The following is a 20,045-nucleotide window of genomic DNA, read 5'->3' as shown; positions in this document are numbered from 1 at the left end:
TAAATTATCTTCTTCTTCCTGGAGAGGCTCCGCCACCTCTCGAAGGTGAAGAGAAGCCTCCACCACCTCTTGAAGGAGATGAGTAGCTGCCGCCACTTCTAGATGGCGAAGAGAAACCACCACCGCTTCTAGATGGTGACGAAAATCCACCCCCTCTGTTAGATGGGGCACTTTGCCTACTAGGGGCTTGGTGAAACCCACCGCCACCTCTGTTGGCCGGTGCACTTTGTCTCCTAGGGGCTTGATTAAATCCGCCACCCCTGTTTGGTGCGCTCTGCTGTCTAGGTGCTTGCCTAACATTTCCACCGCCTCTATTTGATGGAGCGTTTGGCCTTGGCCTAACGTTACCACTGTTGTTTGGTCTTTGTTGTCTTACACCTGGTCTGTTGCCAGGAGCGGATTCCCTTCCATTTCTGCCTGGAGCAGGTCTCGAATATTCAGGGTTTCGGCTGTTTCTGCCTGGCCGTGCTGATGGTGACCCTCCGCGACTTCCTCTATCATATCTTCCTGATGGGTTTCTCTCATCTCTTCTGCTTCTGACATTGCGGTCGTTTCTGCCATCTCTACTATTTCTACCATCTCTATAGTTCCTTCCGTCTCTAGTGTTTCTACCATCTCTAGTATTTCTACCGTCTCTATAAGAGCCTCGTGATCCTCTGGCATTTTCTCCCCCTCTTGAATCACCTCTATAAACTGAAGATCTCCTATTACTTCTAGGTATGCCTGAGGTTCCTCTTTGGGAGACAACGCCACCGCCGTACATGCCCATGCCGTACATACCGCCCATTCCATACATGCCCATACCGCCCATTCCGTACATACCACCCATTCCGTACATGCCCATGCCATACATACCGCCCATGCCCCACATGCCCATACCAGGGTGCATCATACCACCCATACCCCAAGGGCTATGAAAACCTCCTATCCACGGGTTGAAAGGCATACCGCCCCAGCCTCCGCCAAAGCCCCAGCCACCGCCGTAGCCAAAACCTATGCCTACTCTAAAGCCAGGCATAACAGGCCTATACCACCACGGGTTCATAAATGGGTCATGCCATGGGGTTGCCCAAATTAGGGGGCTGGCCATAAATACTGTTGTATGCCCAAGAAAGGGACTTGCATGACGTCCAAAAGCTGGGTCGTAGCCGTGAAAGTTGCCGCCGCCTCCGCGAAAGCCATCCGACTGATAAGAATATTCTTCAGAGCCTTCATAATCTCCTTCGTAATAATCTTGGTCGTCATAGTATTCATCGTCATAGTGCTGCTTCTGATTAGAAGGTTGCTGCTGTCTCATGTTCTCTTGCTGACGGTCTTTGCGTGTATAGTACATGTCATCATACTCATAAACGGTAGTAGTATGATATGAACGAAAGCACGACGTTAAAAAAAGAGATATTAGCAAAAACAGTTTTATCCTAAAGAATATCTTCATAGTTGTTTTCCCTTTCCGGCCTACCTAATAGAACGTGGTTTTTACGGTCTGATTATTCAAATGGCCTTTAAAATTTAAAGAATTAAAACCTATCTTTGTCTCAAAGATTGTTTTTACAATTGTAATATACAAAATACATACCAAAAATCAATAACGTTGTAAAATGAGTAAAGGTTTGCCCAAAAGAAGTGAAGATTATTCCCAATGGTACAATGAGCTTGTAAAAAAAGCTGATCTCGCAGAAAACTCTGCGGTTAGAGGCTGTATGGTGATAAAACCTTATGGTTATTCGATATGGGAAAAGATGCAATCTGTTCTGGATAAGATGTTTAAGGAGACTGGTCATACCAATGCTTACTTTCCTCTTTTTATCCCAAAATCTTACTTGAGCAGAGAGGCAAGCCATGTAGAAGGCTTCGCTAAAGAGTGTGCAGTAGTAACACATTATAGATTAAAAAATTCTGAAGATAATAAAAGTGTTATTGTAGATCCAGAGGCAAAATTAGAAGAAGAGTTAATTGTTAGGCCTACTTCTGAGACCGTAATATGGAGTACGTATAAAAACTGGGTGCAGTCGTACCGAGACCTTCCTTTGCTGGTGAACCAATGGGCAAATGTCGTTAGATGGGAGATGAGAACAAGGATTTTCCTGCGGACGGCTGAGTTTTTATGGCAAGAAGGGCATACCGCACATGCCACAAAAGATGAAGCTGTTGAAGAAACCCTGAAAATGTTACATATATATGGAGATTTTGCTGAACAGTATTTGGCGGTTCCCGTTATCAGGGGACGCAAGACCGAAAGTGAAAAGTTTGCCGGTGCTGTAGACACTTATTGTATAGAGGCGTTGATGCAAGATGGGAAGGCCTTGCAAGCGGGCACTACTCACTACCTAGGACAAAATTTTGCCAAAGCTTTTGATGTTAAATTCACAGGTAAGGATGGAAAGCTTGACTATGTATGGGGTACCTCTTGGGGTGTAAGTACACGTTTAATGGGTGCTTTGATTATGGCCCACTCTGATGATGAAGGCCTAGTGCTTCCACCTTTGCTTGCACCGATCCAGGTGGTTATTGTACCTATTATTAAAAACAAGGAGCAACTAACCCTTATAGCTGAGAAAGCGGACAAGATTATTAAAAACCTAAGGAGTAAAGGCATAACGGTAAAATTTGATGACCGCGATACCCATAGTCCTGGGTTTAAATTTGCAGAGTACGAAATGAAAGGGGTGCCGGTGCGCTTAGCTATAGGCCCACGGGACTTAAATAACAATACAGTCGAGGTCGCCAGGAGAGACACGAAAGAGAAAACCTCGGTGAGTATGGATGGAGTTGAAGCCTTTATTGAGCAATTGCTTGACGAAATTCAAGATAATTTATTTAAGAAAGCTGCTGGATTTAAAGAGCAAAATACAGTTTCTGTTGATACTTGGGAGGAATTCGTTAAAGCCTTGGATAAAGGTGGTTTCGTAATGGCACACTGGGACGGTTCTGCTGAAACTGAAGAAAAAATTAAAGAGCAGACCAAAGCTACCATAAGATGTATCCCTATGGATGCGCCAGCGGAAGAAGGAAAATGTATCCTTACAGGAAATCCTTCAGATAAACGGGTTGTTTTTGCCAGAGCATATTAATTGTTACAATACTTACACTATATTTGTAATACATTGACATTGTTTTTTTAAACCCCTTATAAAATGCAACAGATACTCATTATTGCCGTGGCTATAATTGTAGGTATTTTTATATTCCTATATTTTGTGCCACTTAACCTCTGGATTACTGCACTTTTTTCTGGTGTCCGGGTTGGGATCCTTCAACTTATATTCATGCGCATCCGGAAGGTGCCACCGAGCCTTATTGTACAGTCTTTAATTACTTCTACGAAGGCTGGACTGAACCTAACGACCAATGATTTGGAGACGCACTATTTGGCAGGGGGTAACGTGCCCCAAGTGATCAAGGCATTAATATCGGCAGATAAGGCGAACATACCTTTGACCTTTAAGCAGGCTGCTGCTATTGACCTTGCTGGTAGGGATGTCTTTGAAGCGGTTCAAATCTCCGTTAATCCACAGGTGATTAATACACCTAATGTAGCCGCTGTTGCTAATGACGGTATACAACTTATTGCCAAAGCCAGAGTGACAGTGAGGGCAAATATCGCTCAACTTGTCGGTGGTGCCGGCGAAGAGACTATTCTTGCGAGAGTAGGTGAGGGTATTGTAACTTCTATAGGTTCTGCGTCTAACCATAAAGAGGTACTTGAAAACCCTGATAGGATCTCTAAACTTGTTCTTCAAAAAGGACTTGATGCCGGTACGGCTTTTGAAATACTTTCTATTGATATTGCCGATATAGATGTGGGAGAAAATATTGGTGCTAAACTTCAGATAGACCAAGCAAACGCAGACCTAAAAGTGGCAGAAGCAAAAGCTGAAGAGAGAAGGGCTATGGCGGTAGCAGTGGAACAAGAGATGAAGGCGAAAGCCCAAGAAGCGAAAGCGAAAGTTATTGAAGAGGAAGCTGGTATTCCTAAAGCAATGGCTGAAGCTTTCAGAAGCGGCAATTTGGGTATTATGGATTACCACAAAATGAGAAATGTTCAAGCTGACACAGAAATGCGTGAAACTATAGCAGGAGGAGGTAAGGAGCAGAAACGGTCTGAAAAGAAAAACGATTAACAGCTTATTGAGGTGTGGCAAAAACTGATTTTTCGGTCTGCCATTCATAATTTAAGATTGCTTTTCGTATACAATAAAAAAGGAGGATTTATGTCCTCCTTTTTTATTGCCTTTTACACTAGCTCCGTTATATACCACCTGTCTTCGATTTCTATCAACTTGATATTGACTGTCAGCTTATGGCCTCTGTGGTCTTCCAGTTCTAAACGGATCAGGCTTATTTCATTTCCGTCTTCTATTTGTTGATCTACAAGTTCTACCAAGGACCAATTAATATTTTTGTCAATGCCGGACTCAATGATATGGTGAAAACTTTTTTGTAGCTCTGCTTTAATTGACTCGTTGTTTTTATGCTGATAAGAGACTTTTTTGTTTATAAGCTCAACTTCATCCGTTCCAGGTATAAAAGCCTGCATTAAATTAAAGTCATGCCTTTTCAGTGCATTGTAAACCACGCCCGATAGTTCCTTTTTGTTTTTGGCCCCTTTCAAACCTTCAGATATTGTGCTTTTATCTTTTGATTTAAAAGCTGTTAAACAGGTAAGTGTAATAATAGTCAGTATAAGTACCGTCTTTGTTGCTCCCCTTCTTTCCATCCTCTTCAAATATTCAAATGTACCAACCTAAAAGGTTAACCTGCATTTTTTGAAATAGTTTTTGGCAAAAACTTATTTTCCTGAATTTCATAATCATTTTTACTAGTTTTGCATTACTAATCAAAAAAGAGGACTGATGTCTGTACACAACCCTGATATAAGAAAAGTAACTACGCACCAGCTTCAGGAAATGAAGAACAGGAAAGAAAAAATTTCAATGCTTACAGCGTATGACTTTTCCATGGCTGGCATTTTAGATATGGCAGGTGTAGATGTGCTTTTGGTAGGAGACTCTGCTTCTAATGTTGTGGCAGGGCATGAGACAACATTGCCTATTACATTGGATCAGATGATTTACCACGCATCATCGGTGATCAGAGGGGTTAGAAGGGCTCTAGTAGTCGTAGACCTTCCTTTTGGCTCATATCAGGGCAATTCTTCCGAAGCATTGAGGTCTGCGATACGGATCATGAAGGAATCGGGTGCACATGCTATAAAGCTGGAAGGCGGTGTTGAAATCAAGGAGTCTATCATTAGGATACTTAGTGCTGGTGTGCCAGTGATGGGGCATTTAGGGTTAACGCCTCAGTCCATTTATAAATTTGGTACGTATACTGTTCGGGCAAAAGAAAATGCAGAAGCGGACAAGTTGCTTCATGATGCCTTGCTGTTGCAGGAACTTGGCTGTTTTGCTTTGGTACTTGAAAAGATTCCTGCAGATTTGGCAAAGAAAGTGGCCAATGAACTGCAAATACCTGTTATAGGCATTGGAGCCGGCCCCCACGTAGACGGTCAGGTGTTGGTTTCGCATGATATGCTGGGTATAACTAAAGAATTTCACCCCCGATTCTTGAGAAGGTACGCAGACCTGAACTCTATAATTAATGGTGCGGTGGAAGATTATATAAAGGATGTTAAATCAGGCTCTTTTCCTAGCGAGGAAGAGTCGTATTAATTGTGCTTGGTTTGGTGTCTGTATTTAAAGTTGTTTATGAAGACAACCATTTACTGCTGGTTAACAAAAGCAGTGGTGTGCTAGTGCAGGGGGATAAAACAGGTGATAAACCTTTAGCAGATTACATAAAAGATTATATTAAGGAAAAATATCAGAAGCCAGGGAATGTTTTTACTGGTGTAGTACACCGTTTGGATAGGCCTGTTACAGGTTTGGTTTTATTGGCCAAAACATCTAAAGCTTTGGGGCGGATGAATGCTCAATTTAGGAATAGGGAAATTGAGAAAACATATTTCGCTATTGTAAAAAAACAGCCTAAACCAGAAGGGACTTTGCTTCATTGGCTGGTAAAAGACAAAAACAAGAATATTTCCAAGGCGTATAAGAAAGAAGTGCCGGGAAGCTTGCGTTCTATATTAGACTATAAGCTTTTGGCTGAGGCCGGTGGCTATTTTCTGTTAGAAGTTAAACCACACACTGGGCGGCCGCATCAAATTAGGATACAGTTGGCAAGCATGGGCTGTCCTATAGTGGGCGATGTAAAATATGGGTTTCCAGAGCCTCTTGCCGATGGTAGTATTTGCCTCCATGCACGGAAGCTGGAGTTTGTTCATCCTGTCAAAAAGGAACCAATGGCTGTAGAAGCTTGTTTACCGGATAAGTTTTATTGGCAGCTTTTTGAAAAGACGATAAAATAAATTAAATTTCTATATTATATAGGTTGTATATCTCTTCAAACAATATTTCTTCTTTCCTTTATGAAATTTCTCGAAAAAGTTAAAAATCGTTGGGGCATTACCAGTAACTGGCAAGTATTTGTAATATTCTTTGTCTTTGGTGTTACGGGATCTTTGTCTTTGAAAGTAGGTAAGCCTATTTTGGATTTTATGCACATAACCGACGATATGAACGCTTGGTTGTATTGGCCTTTAAGGCTGTTGATCGTGTTTCCTATTTATCAGGTATTGTTGCTGGCTATTGGTGGTGTTTGTGGACAGTTTACTTTTTTCTGGAACATAATTAAAAAGACTTTCGGTAGGATGATCCCAAAAGCCAACAAGAAAGCAGTTTAATTTATGTGGGGTTAGGTTACTCTGCTTGAAAAATAAGTCAGCCGTGTAGATAACATGTTTTTTTGGCATGTAATGGGTTAGTATGTGGAATATGATTTGTAGGTGCGTACTGCCGTTTTTGTGAAATTTTAATGGAGTGATAGCTATTCAATATAAATAAAAAAGGTCTGTAAATCAGACCTTTTTTATTTAATATTTTTTAACGAATAAGGGTAAAGAAAGCCCCTGTACGTTTTATGCTGCTACAGATTCTGCCAGAACAATAATGTTATTGTTTAACACTTCAATGATTCCACCGTCAACAGTAAAAGATTTTGCAGGTAAATCTTTCTCCTGAATAACAATATCGCCCTTGTTAAGTGTACTTATAAGAGGTGCGTGGTTTGTTTTTACTTCAAAAGCTCCTTTGCTGCCTGGAAAGTTGGCAGAAATAACCTCGCCGCTAAAAACTTTATTGTCCGGAGTTATTATTTCTAAATGCATGATCTTAATTTTAAGGGCTTTGACCTGTATAATATAAATTAAGTCCGTAAATATTTATTTACGGACTTATTAAGTTTATTTGGATTCAGCTACAAGTTTTTCTCCTTTAGCTATAGCCTGCTCTATACCACCTACCAGGTTAAAAGCTGCTTCAGGAAGATGGTCAAGTTCGCCATCCATAATCATGTTAAATCCTTTAATTGTTTCTTTGATATCAACCAATTCACCTTTAAGACCAGTAAACTGCTCTGCTACGTGGAAAGGTTGAGAAAGGAACCTTTGTACCCTTCTGGCCCTGTGAACTACCAACTTGTCTTCGTCAGAAAGTTCATCCATACCAAGAATAGCAATAATATCTTGAAGTTCTTTATACCTCTGCAAAAGTTCTTTCACTCTTTGTGCAGTGTCATAATGCTCGTCGCCTAAGACTTCTCTGTTGAGGATTCTAGACGTAGAGTCAAGAGGGTCCACAGCAGGATAGATACCAAGCTCAGAAATTTTTCTTGAAAGTACTGTAGTAGCATCCAAGTGAGCAAAGGTTGTTGCCGGCGCTGGGTCAGTCAAGTCATCCGCAGGTACATAAACGGCCTGAACGGAGGTAATAGAACCTCTTTTTGTAGAGGCAATACGCTCCTGCATAGCACCCATTTCAGTAGCAAGTGTAGGTTGGTAACCCACCGCAGATGGCATACGTCCAAGAAGTGCAGAAACCTCAGAACCTGCCTGTGTAAAGCGGAAAATGTTATCGATAAAGAAAAGGATGTCCCTTCCTTGTCCTGAACCATCTCCGTCACGGAAATATTCCGCAATAGTAAGACCAGACAATGCCACTCTGGCACGTGCTCCAGGAGGCTCGTTCATCTGTCCGAATATAAATGTAGCCTGAGACTGTTCTAAGGCTTTAGGGTCAACTTTTGACAAATCCCATTCGCCTTTTTCCATAGACTCAAGGAACTCGTCGCCATATTTTACAATACCAGATTCGATCATTTCTCGAAGAAGGTCATTTCCTTCACGAGTACGCTCGCCCACACCGGCAAATACAGATAAACCTTCGTATGCTTTTGCGATATTGTTGATAAGTTCCTGGATCAATACAGTTTTACCTACACCTGCACCACCGAACAAACCAATTTTACCACCTTTTACATAAGGCTCAAGAAGGTCAATAACTTTAATACCTGTATACAATACTTCACTTGAAGTAGCTAGGTCTTCAAATTTAGGAGCAGACCTGTGAATAGGTAGACCTTTGTCTCCTTTAGGCTTAGGAATACCGTCAATTGCTTCACCTACTACATTGAATAGACGCCCTTTAATGTCCTCGCCAATTGGCATCTGAATGGATGTGCCAAGGTCGATTACTTCCATCCCTCTAGTAAGACCATCGGTGCTGTCCATTGCTATGGTTCTTACCCTGTCTTCGCCAAGATGCTGTTGTACTTCAAGAACGATTTTCTGACCGTTGGGCCTGACTACATCCAGCGCATCCAGAATTCGGGGCAATCTGGCGCCTTCCCCCTCAAAACTAACGTCCACTACCGGGCCGATTACCTGAGTTATTTTGCCTTTATTTGCCATCTGTGTGTTTATCTGATAATTTTTAAATAAAATGCATTTTTTGAGAATGCAAAAGTAATTTTTTATTCGCTCATTCCAAAAAAAGCCCTATTTTATTTTGTGGTTTAATTTACATTCATAGACCTGTTTAAACAACCGGTTGAAATGCCACTTTTAATTTAGGTATTTAGTTGTTCAGAATAATCCTGAAGGTTGTTCCTTTGTCAACCTCTGAGTTGAGTACAAATATCTTTCCCTTGTGATAGTTTTCTACAATACGCTTTACCAAGGTCAGGCCAAGCCCCCACCCACGTTTTTTTGTTGTATAACCCGGCATAAATACCTTCCCGACACTTGATTTAGGAATTCCTTTTCCTGTGTCACTGATATCTATCATTATTTTATTGTCTGCCCTCGATAGGTTTATGGTAATTAAGCCTTTCCCTTTGATGGCATCAACTGCATTCTTACATATGTTCTCTATTACCCATTCGAACAGTGGTTTGTTAAGTTTTGCGGTAGTATTTTTACTTAATGATGCAGATAATTTAAATTCTACACTTCTTGATACTCTGTGGCTTAAGTAGTTAATTGATTTTTCTACCGTATAATATATAGGTTCGTCCTGTAGGGCCGGCGCAGAGCCAATATTTGAAAATCTGGCAGTTATCCGTTCTAGCCTTTCTACATCTTTTTCTAGCTCGGAAATAGCTTCGTCATCTTTATATTTAGGGTTTGCTTTGAAAAGCTCGATCCAGGCCATTAATGAGGACAACGGTGTGCCAAGTTGGTGGGCTGTCTCTTTCGCCAATCCTACCCAAACCCGGTTTTGCTCTGCATTTCTGGAGTAGCTGAAGGCCAAATAGGCAATAAAAGAGAAGATAAAGATGACTGAAAGCTGGATGTACGGATAGTATTGTAATTGGGACAGTAAATAAGAGTTCTGATAGAATATATAGTTCTTTTGTCCCGGAGCAAACTCTACCACTATAGGTGTGTTCACCTCTTTCATTTGCTTAACCTTGGTTTGAAGAAAAGCGTCTTTTTCCTCTTTGCTTAGGTTGTCGGAAATTTTAATGTTTTTTTCACTGATCGGGTTTTCATTTTCATCCGTTAGTATAACAGGAATTGAGTTGTTGGCTTCAATAATTTCCTGGAACAAAAAACTAAGGTTTTCGCTAATGTCCGGGTCTGCAGCATATATTAACCCCCTAGCATAAAGGTCTATTAGCTTTTGCTCTCTTTCTGCAAGTGACTTAACCAACTGGTTAGTATAGTAAATAGAAGCCCCGCTAATAAAAAATGCAACAATCAGGATAATTAATTTGAACCTAGATTTGTTGTTATAAATATCAAATGTACTAAGATTATTGAGTTCCATAGAACAAAAATGGAAAATCTGGTGTATTTAGTTTCATAATATATGTAAATTTATTACATAAAGGTTTCAAATTTGCGTTAATTACGTTAATTTGCATTCCGATAATAAGCTATGTGGAATAATTTTAAAGCGCTTACTATTTCTTATAAGCATGCCCCCCTAGAAATCAGGGAGGCAATGTCGCTTGATGAAGGGGGATGCAAAAAACTCATGCTCAGTTTGAGGGAGTACTGTGACTCCACAGATATGCTGATTATGTCTACCTGCAACAGGACAGAAATCTACTATACGTCTGCCAATGATTATAGCAGCCATATTATAAAGATACTGTGCCTGCAAAAGGGTATTTCTGACTTTGAGGCTTACTTGCCCCACTTTAAGGTAATCTCTGACCATAAAGAAGCTGTACTGCATTTGTTTAACGTTTCTATTGGACTGGAGTCTCAGGTGGTGGGAGATATGCAAATTACCAATCAGGCAAAGAATGCTTATCAGTGGTCTGCTGATATTGATATGGCCGGTCCTTTCTTGCACAGGCTCATGCATACCATTTTCTTTACCAATAAAAAGGTTGTACAGGAAACGTCCTTCCGCGATGGAGCGGCTTCTGTTTCTTATGCAACAGCAGAACTGGCCGAAGAGCTATGTTCCCAATTGGTAAATCCAAAAGTCCTTGTTGTGGGACTTGGTGAAATGGGTGCCGATGTGTGCCGTAATTTGCAGGATTCTGACGCCATGGTTTCTATTACCAACCGTACTTTGTCCAAAGCGGAAGAGCTTGCCAAAGAATGCTTCAATGCTAAAGTGGTGCCTTTCGAAAATATGTGGGACGCTGTAAAAGAAGCTGATGTTATCATTTCTTCGGTTTCACGCGACGAACCGCTTATTACAAAGGATAAAGTAGCTGAGGTATCTGAGTTTTCATTTAAGTATTTTATTGATATTGCAGTGCCAAGAAGCGTTGCCCCTGAGGTAGAAGAGATTCCTTGTGTGGTTGTTTATCATATAGATAATATTCAAAACAGGGCTTCTGAGGCGCTACAGAAAAGACTGGATTCTATTCCTAGGGTTCAGGAAATCATTGGCGAGGCTATAGTAGAGTTTAATGAGTGGTCTAAAGACATGGAAGTGTCACCTACCATTAACAAGCTTAAAAAAGCACTCGAGCAGATTCGGCAAGAAGAAATGGCGCGTTATATGCGTCAACTTAACGATACGGAATGCAAAAAGGTAGACCTTATTACGAAGAACATAATGCAGAAAATCATTAAGCTGCCTGTGCTTCAATTAAAGGCGGCTTGTAGAAGGGGAGAGGCTGAGACGCTTATAGATGTTCTTAATGATTTATTTAACCTTGATCAGCAGGAGGAAGAGGCTAAATAGTTTCTTTTGACTTTGAAACATTATACAGCACTGGTTTTTACTGGTGCTTTTTTTTTCTATTGGGAATTTTTCGGAGTTTTATACCCGAAATATGCAATAGCTCCTTTTTGTTCTTTTGCTACTCATGACAGACCCTATTGCATACTTTAAAATTGAAACATTTTTTTAAAAGACTTCTTTTTGTTAATGTTTTTAGTTGCATATAGTTCGTTACTTTTAAACAATCTTTTATAGTTAAGTTTAATGACACGTTTTTTTAGAATCGCTTGCTTTATTTTGGCAGGGCTGTCTTCGGGATTTGCTCAAGACCTTCATCCTGCTTATAATGAAAATGGCTATTATGGATATAAGAATAAAGACGGTGAGTTTTATGTGAAGCCTTTGTTCTTGAGTGCTTCTCCTTTTAGCGAGGGGTTGGCTAAGGTAAGGGTAAAGGCAGGAAGCAAAGGCGGGGACTATGTTGCTTACTTGGCTTCGACTGGGAAATATGCTTTCCCGGAAAGGTTTTCTGAAGGACGAGATTTTAGTGCGGGGTTTGCTGCTGTAAAATTGGATACTGGGTGGTTTTTTATCAATCAAGATGGGAAAAAGGTCAGTAATCTGGTCTACGAAGAGGCTTTGTCTTTTTCTTCGGATCGTGCTATAGTAAAATATGAAGGCAAATGGGGGGTAATAGATACAAAGTTCAGGTTTGTGATCCCTCCTGTATATAACCGCCTTGGATGGCCCGATACGGAACACTTGCCGGTTGAAAAACAACCTTTCTTTATAGATGGCCTCTTGGCTTATAAAGCTGGGGATTTGTGGGGCCTGTTGAACAGCAAAGGAAAAGTACTCAGCAAGCCTGTTTTTGATTATATCGGTGCACCGTCAGAAAAGTTGATGAAAGTGCAATCGGGTGAGCAGTGGAACTTTGTAAATGCAAAAGGAAAACTTATTTCAAAAACTGGTTTTTCTGAGGTTTATGACTTTTCTCAAGGATTGGCTGCGGTACGCTTTATGGAGTCTGGTAAAATTGGATTTGTTAACCATAAGGGGAAAAAAGTAATTGAAGATAAATATGACCAGCTGTTTTGGACTTTTAAGGATGGGTTGGCTATTGTAGGCAAGAAGTCTGAAAGGAAACTGTTTTGTGGGGTAATTGACAAAAAGGGCAGGGTAGTGGTTCCTTTTGAGTACCCAGAAGCTGGAGAAATCATGTACGGTCTTATTCCTGTTAAAAATAAGCTGGGGCAATGGATGTTTTATAGTGCTGATGGGAAAAAAGTTCAAGACGAGGGTTTCGATCAATATAGGTTTTTTGAAAATAGCACTTATGTGGCCGTTTTGCATAAAGGGAAATGGGGCATAATGGGGCTATCTGGCAAGATGGATGCACCTCATAAGTATAGCCATATTCTAGAAGAAGGAGATGAAATTGTTCTTGTTAATTACAATAAGTGGAAAGTTTCAGCCGGAAAAAATGACTCCATTATATATCATGCAGACAGCTTGGTAATTGCTGGAAACATTTACATTATGTACCTAAAGAACCAGGTAAATATTGGTGATAGGTCTAAGCAGGTAGAAATTAAAGCACTGCCTGATTTGTCGGCCAATGTACATCCTAACTTTTTGTTAGTCCAATCGGGGAAAAAGTATGGGGTTTTGACCAGTAAAGGTAGTTTCTTGCTCCCTTTGTCTTATCAATCTATTCAATATGATACGACGGGATATTTTTTGGCTTTTTCCTCTGGAACAGGTGTTGCTGATTATATGATATGTGTGGACACTGCCGGTAAAAAGGTGTTTGAAGGCAATTATGTAAAGGCTGGCAATTGGTCTGGGAAACATATAAATATTAAGCATAAAGACGGGCTATGGGGCTTTGCGGGTGTAGCTGATTCCCTTTATATTGAACCTCAGTTTAGAACGGCCTCCTCTTTCCGAAATGGGTATGCAATGGTAAGTAGAGAGGTGGAAGATTCAGTGAAATATGGCTTTATCAATCATAGTAATCAATGGAAAGGTTTGGAAGCTATGGGCAAATTTTTGTCCATTGGTGAGAGTTGCTATGAACACCCAGGTTTTCGTGAAGTGTTAAAGTTGAACGAGCATCTTTTAAGTTTGCGAACCGATGATGGGTTTCAACTTGCAGATACTAGTTTTAATTTGCTCCAACCTGTCCATTTTTCCAATCTATCTTTAAATGATGATGGTCAAGTGGTGGGTGTTTATAAAGAGGAAGCTGTAGTTTTTTCTGCTATGGGAGTTAGGCGTTATTCATTCCAACATGGTGGTGATGAAATGTTTGCTTTTTCTGAAGGTTTTGCCCGTATAAAAAAGGGAAGGCATTTTGGCTATGTGGATATGAAAGGTAGACTTAGGGTTTCTCCACAGTACGACTCTGCACAGGATTTTTCTGAAGGTCTGGCTGCGGTAATGTTGAATGGCAAATGGGGGTTTATTGATCAGGACGAGAAGTTTGTTATCCAACCTCGTTATTCTTATGCTACCTCATTCTCAGAAGGGGTCGCAAAGGTGGAGGAAGGGAAAAAGTGGAATTTTATTGATTTGCAAGGGAAACTTCAAAACTCGACTTTTTACCATGAAGTGATGGCTACTGCTACAGGTACTTGGGTGCTGCGCCTTAATGACAAGTTTGGCCTGGCTGATTCTTTGGGTAGGGAAGTGATTAACTGCCGTTATGATCGTGTTGAGGATACAGGACATGGGGTAATCGTAAGCAAAGATGGAAAAGTTGGGGTCTTGGACTATGAGCAAAACTTTGTTTTTGACCTTAAGTACGACAATATTTACTTCAATGAGCTGTCAGGTGAATTTTTATTAATGAAAAAAGGTTTTAAAGAGAAGTTTGTTCTTGAACAAGGAGTCGAAAAATAATATCCTTTCAATGGTATCACCTGTGAAATTCTTTTTTGTTGCCTTTCTAGCTGTAGTTATAAACTTTCAGGAGCTTTCTGCCCAAGAGGTTTACAGCGAAGGTCTTGCCCCTAAGGAGGCTGACGACCTATGGGGTTTTGTGAACAAAAAAGGGGTTTTTGTCATTCAGCCTTCCTATGATAGTATATATCAAGGTTTCCGCCATGGTATGGCCGTTGTTGGAAATGGTAACATGAGGGGTGTCGTAGATAAAAAAGGGCGCTTAATTGTCCCTATTGCTTTTACTGACATCAATGATATTCAAAAAAGTGTTATTCCTGTCTGTAATTCAAAAGGGTTGTGGGGTTTTTATGATAAAGATGGAAATAAGATTATAGATAATGAATATGATAACTTTCGATTCGAAGAAAAAGGTAAAATTCTGGTACAGAAAAATGGCCGGTGGGGCATTATAGATTTCAAGGGGAAACAGTTGAAAGACTTCGAGTTCAAATGGCTTAAAAGCAAAGGTGGAGGTAAATATACAGGAAAGTCTTTTGATATTTGGTCTTTAAGAAACCCTCAAAACAAAGAGAAGTTTCAATTGAAGGTAGATAGTTTGCTTCCTGCGGGCCCTGGCCTTTTTGTCTATTCTATGGTTGGTTATTCAGGCCTAGTAGATAGCAAAGGAAATTTTCTGACGCACTATGAGTATGACAAAATCGAAGCAGCGGAATATGGGTTATTAAAAGTTACTAAAAATGGTTTGGCTGGTGTGGTGGACCTAACTGGAAATGTAGTTGTCCCTGCTGATTTTAAGGATATTATTATAGACAGCCTGGTCTTGAGGGTTAAATCTGCTGATGAAGATGGAAAGTGGGGACTTTATAGCCACCAAGGGGATTTAATGGCGCCACATTATTTCCATGAAATTCGCAATGTCAGTGAGGGAAAGTTTGCTGCCACCCTTGAAGGAAAGTATTGGGGTTTTATAGATGCATCGGGAAAAAAGTTGATAGATTTTCGGTATATGGATGCCGAGGACTTCAAAGACGGTAAAGCAAAGGTTCGCATTTTTTATTCAGCTCTTAATAAACCTTTAGACGCAATTATTGACGGGGATGATAACTATATCATCAAGCCTGTTGAATTTGAAGATTTTTCTAGTGGCATGCTGCGAATAGGGGCAGGGGGAAAAAAGTCTTATGTTTTTTCTAAAGGGGAATACAAGCATGTGGAAAAGTTGAACGAGGAGTTCCTGTTAGTAAGATCTTCAGATGGGGTGGGGGTGTATGATCCTGTTGCAAAGAGGGAGCTTATTGCCTCTGTTTATGATAACGTGACTGGTCCTTGGGAAGACGGAAGCTTTATAGTAACGAAAGGAAAGAAGACCGGGATTGTAAATAAATATGGGCGGTTTACATGGGAACTAAGTGAGAAATATGAAAGAATATATGGTTTTAATAATGGGTATTCCCGGATGATATGGAATGGGAAGCATGGGTTTATCGATAATCGGGGCAACATCTGGATCGCTCCCCAATATGCAGATGCCATGGACTTCTCCGAAGGTTATGCGGCTGTTAAAATTAACGGAAAATGGGGATTTGTAGATAAGGAGGAACGGTTTGTAGTACAGCCTTTTTACTCTTCTGTGTATCCTTATAAGAATGGTGCAGCTTTAGTTGAGTATAATGGTAATTGGAATTTGGTTGGTAAAAACGGAAAGGAACTGCATAGGCAGCACTTTGATAAAATTACCTCTACTGTTACTGGAAGGTATTTGCTAGAGAGTAGCGGGAAATTTGGCATGGCAGGCTTAGATGGGGCGGAAATACTTGCTCCTAAATATGATTATATAGAAGATATTGGAGGTGGGTTTGTGATGGTAGAAAGAGATGGCAATTGGGGTATTCTGGACTATAATGAAAACTTTGTTATTCCTATAGAATATGACTTTATCGTTTATGATAAATTCAATAATTCATTTATTTGTATGAAGAGTGGAGAAGTAGAAGATTTTTCCTTACGGTAAAATAAGTTTCTACTTCTCCATTTTATCTCCTGATTTGTCCCTCCCCAACATTTACATAACTTTCTTCTGGTATCACTGGAGGGAAACCATTTATCTGACGCCATATTTCGTACCATATAGGAACATTTTCCAAAAGAACCCAACCATAAACTCCCGATCCCACTTTCAATGGTGGCCAAGGCCTGTCATCAGGGTCAGGGGTTACTAGTATTCTGAACATACCCCCTCTTTCCGGCGATTCTACCCTGTCTATTACTTGTACTATTCCGCCAAAAGTACCAATTGCTAAATTGGGTCTTCCTGTAAACTGTAAAGCAGGCCATCCTTCAAATTCCAGTCTTGCATGTCTTCCGGTGTCTATCAAAGGAATATCCATTGGTCTTATAAATAACTGTACCGCTAGCGAAGGGTTTTCGGGCATAATGGTCATGAGAGGCTCGCCTTCGGCAACTGTTTCTCCAACGCCTGCCCGTTGTGCTTGTACGATAAAGCCATTTTGAGGTGCTCTTAAGTACAACTGGTCTCTCCGTATAATCATATTGGTATAGCGGGTTTCTAGCTGGGCAAGCTCTTCTCTGGCTGTGGCAAGATCTGTCCTTGCCTGACCTAGTCCAGCTAAAGCGTTATTTATCCTGCTATTAAAATCAGCCACAAGCGTGCTTAACTGAAGCTTGGCGTTGGTAAGTTCATTTTTTGAAGACTCTAGCCGGGCTTCTAATTCTGCCACCCTTGCTTGCCGTTCCTCAAAAACCAGCCTGGCTTCTTCCACGTCCCGTTCTGCCGCTAGGCCTTCTCTTCGCAGCTCAAGTTGTCTGTTTAACCTGGTCTCGGCTATTTCCAATTGAGCCCTTTCTGCTGCTAATTCCGCACTGTCGCTAATTACCGTTAGCCGATTTTGCTCTATCGTATTTTGCTGTTGACTTTTCCTTAGTTGTAGTTCTTGCCTTAAAGCTTCAGCCTGTGCTTCTGTAGCCTCAATACGCTCCGTTCTTGCTTGTATACCTTCTTTTAGTGCCTCAAGTTGGTTTTCGAGTCTTTCAATGAGTCGCGGGTCGAAAAAATCCTGACTTACTTCTGAAAAGCGTACAAGGGTATCTCCTTTGTTGACAAAATCGCCCTCATTGAAATACCACTCTTCAATCCTGCCTGCTACGGCTGTTTCTACCGTTTGTGGCCTGTCGCTCGGCGAGAAAGCAGTTACTTGGCCTGTTCCTCTAATGTTTTGCTGCCAAGGAAGGAATAAGATCAATATAATTAATACCAGCAGTATAAGTAACCATTTGCCAAAAGCCTTTACGGATTTGGGAGTCTTCAGGACTTCCAGTGCTGAAAGGTGTTGATTCTTAAAAAAGACCTTTACCCGTCTCGGTGATATGTTAAGCATAACTGTCCCTCCTTTTTCTATTGGTCTTTATTGTTACTTTTCCTTCTACTGCCTGTTCTTTTGCCAGTACTTGTTTTTTTTCTGGTTTTCTTTACTTCTTTTTCAATTTTTCCGTTTTCAATCACTATTGTCTTGTCGCAAGCAGATTGCACCAGAGGGTCGTTGGTAACGGCAACTAAAGTCCAGTTGGTAGATTTGATGATCAAGTCCAGAAGCGCTTTTTTTTCTTCTTCTTCAAAATCTCTAAAGAAGTTGTTTAAGAGCAAGAGCTTTGGTTTTTTGACTATACATCTTGCTAATATTATTTTGTTGTTTACACTTTCTGGAAAATTTCTTCCTCCACTGAGCATATTGGCGTGGAACCCTTCTGGTAATGATTGTATAAAGTCCAATAAACGTACTTTTTCTGCTGCTTCCAGAGCATCAGGATATCCTGCGTCAGGTAACCCTAAAGTGATATTTTCTAAAATTGTGCCGTCAAAGATATCTTCTAATGAAATGTTTCTACCAACAGCACTGCGGAGGTTCATCAGGTCTATATCCCTTATGGGAATATTATTATAGGCTACAATACCATCAAAATCTGTGTAAACACCAGCCAGTATATTTATGAGTGTTGATTTCCCTGATCCGTTAACACCTGTCAAAGCAATTTTTTCACTTGCCTGAATGTCCAGGTTTAATCCATTTAATGTGTACTGCTTGTTTTCTGGATACTTATATTTGAGGTCTCTTATTTTTATGTGCATGCCCTGGGCTATCACCTCTTTGATTTGTATACCGCCACTTTTTTCAAGAGGCAGGTCTGTTACGTTGCCGACTTTTTCTGCCGCTGTTAAGGTATCATAGACTATGTCAACATACATGATTATCTTTTCTACCGAGCTTACAATGATGACCACTATCAGTTCAGAAGCGACAAATTGCCCTAATGTGATTTGACGATCAATTACCAGCAAACTTCCTATGATAAGTAGACCTCCTATGACAATGGTCTTAAATAATATTATATGAATGTATTGTGTAATTAATACCTTGAAGTGCTTTTCTCTATAATCTAAATAGTTGTTTACATTCTGGTCTGTACGCCTGATTGGCAATGGTGAGTTTCCGGCCAGCTTAAAGGAGTCTAAGGCCCTGGCGAGCTCTTCTAGCCAATAAACCACTTTATACTTATGCTTTGATTCTTGTAGTGAGGTTTTTAATCCTTTGGGGCCGCTCACATAAAAAATGAGCAAGAGAACTATTATTAATATGATGCCGAATACAATGAATGCAAAGTGATAGAAAAATAGCAGTATAAGACCAAATACTATTTGCAACGCTGCGGCCGAAATATCCAGTAATATTTTTGGCAGTCCTTTTTGTATGGTGAGGATGTCAAAAAAACGGTTTATGAGTTCTGGTGCATAGTGTTTTTGTATAGACTCTAGCTTTAAACGTGGTATTCTAAAGGCAAATTCATATGCAGCCTTGGTAAAAACCCGTCTTTGTAGCATTTCCACAATAAACAATTGCATCACCTGTAATCCCCCGCTGAACAAAACCGCCACAATAACAATCCCGATGACAATCCAAATGGTATTGATTTGAACCCCTCCGGCTATTTGACTGATGATTGCCTGTACGCCCAAGGGAGGCACCAATGCAATGAGTCCTATAAAGACTGCATACAAATAAATATAGGTTATATCACGCCTTTCGGCAGATAGTATTTTAAAAAACCTTTGTACCGGCGTGAGTGGTTTGCCTGTATCTACTTCCTCCTCTTCCATGCTTACCAGACTATTAAATTGAAAAGTGGCAAGCATGATTATCTTGCCTTTATAGTCTTGAAGTAAGCTTGAAGTAGCAGGTATTTGTTTTAGCTCTTCCCTTGACCCGCCGTAGTATTTAGTGATTTTACAATTTCGGCGCGTATAGCAATAAATACTCACCGGAACCCAATGGCCATTTTCTTTTAAAAAAATTAATATCGGGAAGCCTAAGTCAATTAAATAATCTTCAAACTCTGCCGGATCAATGTCATTTTGTAAAAAGACAAGCTTGTGTTTGTTGCCTGCCTCGGTTAAGTCTTGTATAAAAGCAGATATTTCCTCCGGTGCATACTCTTTTTGGTCCCATTCAAATGAGTCTGGACTGATGCTTGCTTTATGGTGGAATATCCGCTGATATTCGATTATTATTTGAATTATTTGTTGGTTGTTCATAG

Annotated in this window: 15 protein-coding genes; 8 read left to right on the top strand and 7 right to left on the bottom strand. The window is 40.4% G+C overall.

Annotation, left to right across the window (positions count from 1 at the left end; genetic code table 11):
* Positions 1–4: 4 nt before the first annotated feature.
* Positions 5–1,435: a hypothetical protein gene (locus tag RCC89_00575; protein ID WMJ71670.1), complete on the bottom strand. Its 1,431-nt coding sequence runs from the start codon at positions 1,433–1,435 to the stop codon at positions 5–7.
* A gap of 163 nt (positions 1,436–1,598) precedes the next feature.
* On the opposite strand from RCC89_00575, the gene proS reads away from it, so the two are divergent.
* Together proS and floA are read left to right on the top strand one after the other, a co-directional pair.
* Positions 1,599–3,071 (top strand): proline--tRNA ligase, encoded by a 1,473-nt coding sequence (gene proS, locus RCC89_00570; GenBank protein WMJ71669.1) that lies wholly within the window; start codon positions 1,599–1,601, stop codon positions 3,069–3,071.
* Positions 3,072–3,134: 63 nt separating this feature from the next.
* Positions 3,135–4,121, top strand: a complete 987-nt coding sequence (floA, locus tag RCC89_00565; GenBank protein WMJ71668.1) for a flotillin-like protein FloA — start codon at positions 3,135–3,137, stop codon at positions 4,119–4,121.
* A 113-nt stretch (positions 4,122–4,234) separates the two neighbouring features.
* Here the strand turns inward: floA and RCC89_00560 are convergent, their stop codons facing one another.
* A complete protein-coding gene (locus RCC89_00560) occupies positions 4,235–4,717 on the bottom strand; it encodes a hypothetical protein (GenBank protein WMJ71667.1) in 483 nt (160 codons plus the stop codon).
* Between the two features lie 136 nt (positions 4,718–4,853).
* Here RCC89_00560 and panB point away from each other — a divergent pair, with 136 nt between their 5' ends.
* The 3 genes from panB to RCC89_00545 are packed head-to-tail and all read left to right on the top strand — an operon-like array spanning position 4,854 to position 6,745.
* Positions 4,854–5,672, top strand: a complete 819-nt coding sequence (gene panB, locus RCC89_00555; protein ID WMJ71666.1) for a 3-methyl-2-oxobutanoate hydroxymethyltransferase — start codon at positions 4,854–4,856, stop codon at positions 5,670–5,672.
* 11 nt (positions 5,673–5,683) lie between these two features.
* On the top strand, positions 5,684–6,370 hold the full coding sequence (locus RCC89_00550; GenBank protein WMJ75622.1) for an RluA family pseudouridine synthase: 687 nt from the start codon (positions 5,684–5,686) through the stop codon (positions 6,368–6,370).
* 60 nt (positions 6,371–6,430) lie between these two features.
* Positions 6,431–6,745 (top strand): prolipoprotein diacylglyceryl transferase, encoded by a 315-nt coding sequence (locus RCC89_00545; protein WMJ71665.1) that lies wholly within the window; start codon positions 6,431–6,433, stop codon positions 6,743–6,745.
* A 234-nt stretch (positions 6,746–6,979) separates the two neighbouring features.
* Here RCC89_00545 and atpC read toward each other — a convergent pair whose 3' ends face one another.
* The 3 genes from atpC to RCC89_00530 all read right to left on the bottom strand — a co-directional run bounded on the left by atpC (position 6,980) and on the right by RCC89_00530 (position 10,169).
* On the bottom strand, positions 6,980–7,228 hold the full coding sequence (atpC, locus tag RCC89_00540) for an ATP synthase F1 subunit epsilon (protein WMJ71664.1): 249 nt from the start codon (positions 7,226–7,228) through the stop codon (positions 6,980–6,982).
* Between the two features lie 75 nt (positions 7,229–7,303).
* A complete protein-coding gene (gene atpD / locus RCC89_00535) occupies positions 7,304–8,809 on the bottom strand; it encodes a F0F1 ATP synthase subunit beta (GenBank protein WMJ71663.1) in 1,506 nt (501 codons plus the stop codon).
* Positions 8,810–8,975: 166 nt separating this feature from the next.
* On the bottom strand, positions 8,976–10,169 hold the full coding sequence (locus tag RCC89_00530) for a HAMP domain-containing sensor histidine kinase (protein WMJ71662.1): 1,194 nt from the start codon (positions 10,167–10,169) through the stop codon (positions 8,976–8,978).
* A gap of 111 nt (positions 10,170–10,280) precedes the next feature.
* Between RCC89_00530 and hemA the strand changes: the two genes are divergently transcribed.
* The 3 genes from hemA (at position 10,281) to RCC89_00515 (ending at position 16,449) form a co-directional block, all read left to right on the top strand.
* The gene (gene hemA, locus RCC89_00525) at positions 10,281–11,552 is read left to right on the top strand and encodes a glutamyl-tRNA reductase (GenBank protein WMJ71661.1); all 1,272 of its coding nucleotides are present in this window, start codon (positions 10,281–10,283) and stop codon (positions 11,550–11,552) included.
* 243 nt (positions 11,553–11,795) lie between these two features.
* Positions 11,796–14,435: a WG repeat-containing protein gene (locus tag RCC89_00520; protein WMJ71660.1), complete on the top strand. Its 2,640-nt coding sequence runs from the start codon at positions 11,796–11,798 to the stop codon at positions 14,433–14,435.
* A 22-nt stretch (positions 14,436–14,457) separates the two neighbouring features.
* Positions 14,458–16,449, top strand: a complete 1,992-nt coding sequence (locus RCC89_00515) for a WG repeat-containing protein (GenBank protein WMJ71659.1) — start codon at positions 14,458–14,460, stop codon at positions 16,447–16,449.
* Between the two features lie 22 nt (positions 16,450–16,471).
* On the opposite strand, the gene RCC89_00510 is transcribed toward RCC89_00515, so the two are convergent.
* On the bottom strand, positions 16,472–17,833 hold the full coding sequence (locus RCC89_00510) for an HlyD family efflux transporter periplasmic adaptor subunit (protein ID WMJ71658.1): 1,362 nt from the start codon (positions 17,831–17,833) through the stop codon (positions 16,472–16,474).
* A gap of 17 nt (positions 17,834–17,850) precedes the next feature.
* A complete protein-coding gene (locus RCC89_00505; GenBank protein WMJ71657.1) occupies positions 17,851–20,043 on the bottom strand; it encodes an ATP-binding cassette domain-containing protein in 2,193 nt (730 codons plus the stop codon).
* Between the last annotated feature and the right edge of the window lie 2 nt (positions 20,044–20,045).

This window comes from Cytophagaceae bacterium ABcell3 (assembly GCA_030913385.1).
Lineage (GTDB): Bacteria > Bacteroidota > Bacteroidia > Cytophagales > Cytophagaceae > ABcell3.
This window is presented reverse-complemented; position numbering and strand designations above follow the sequence as displayed.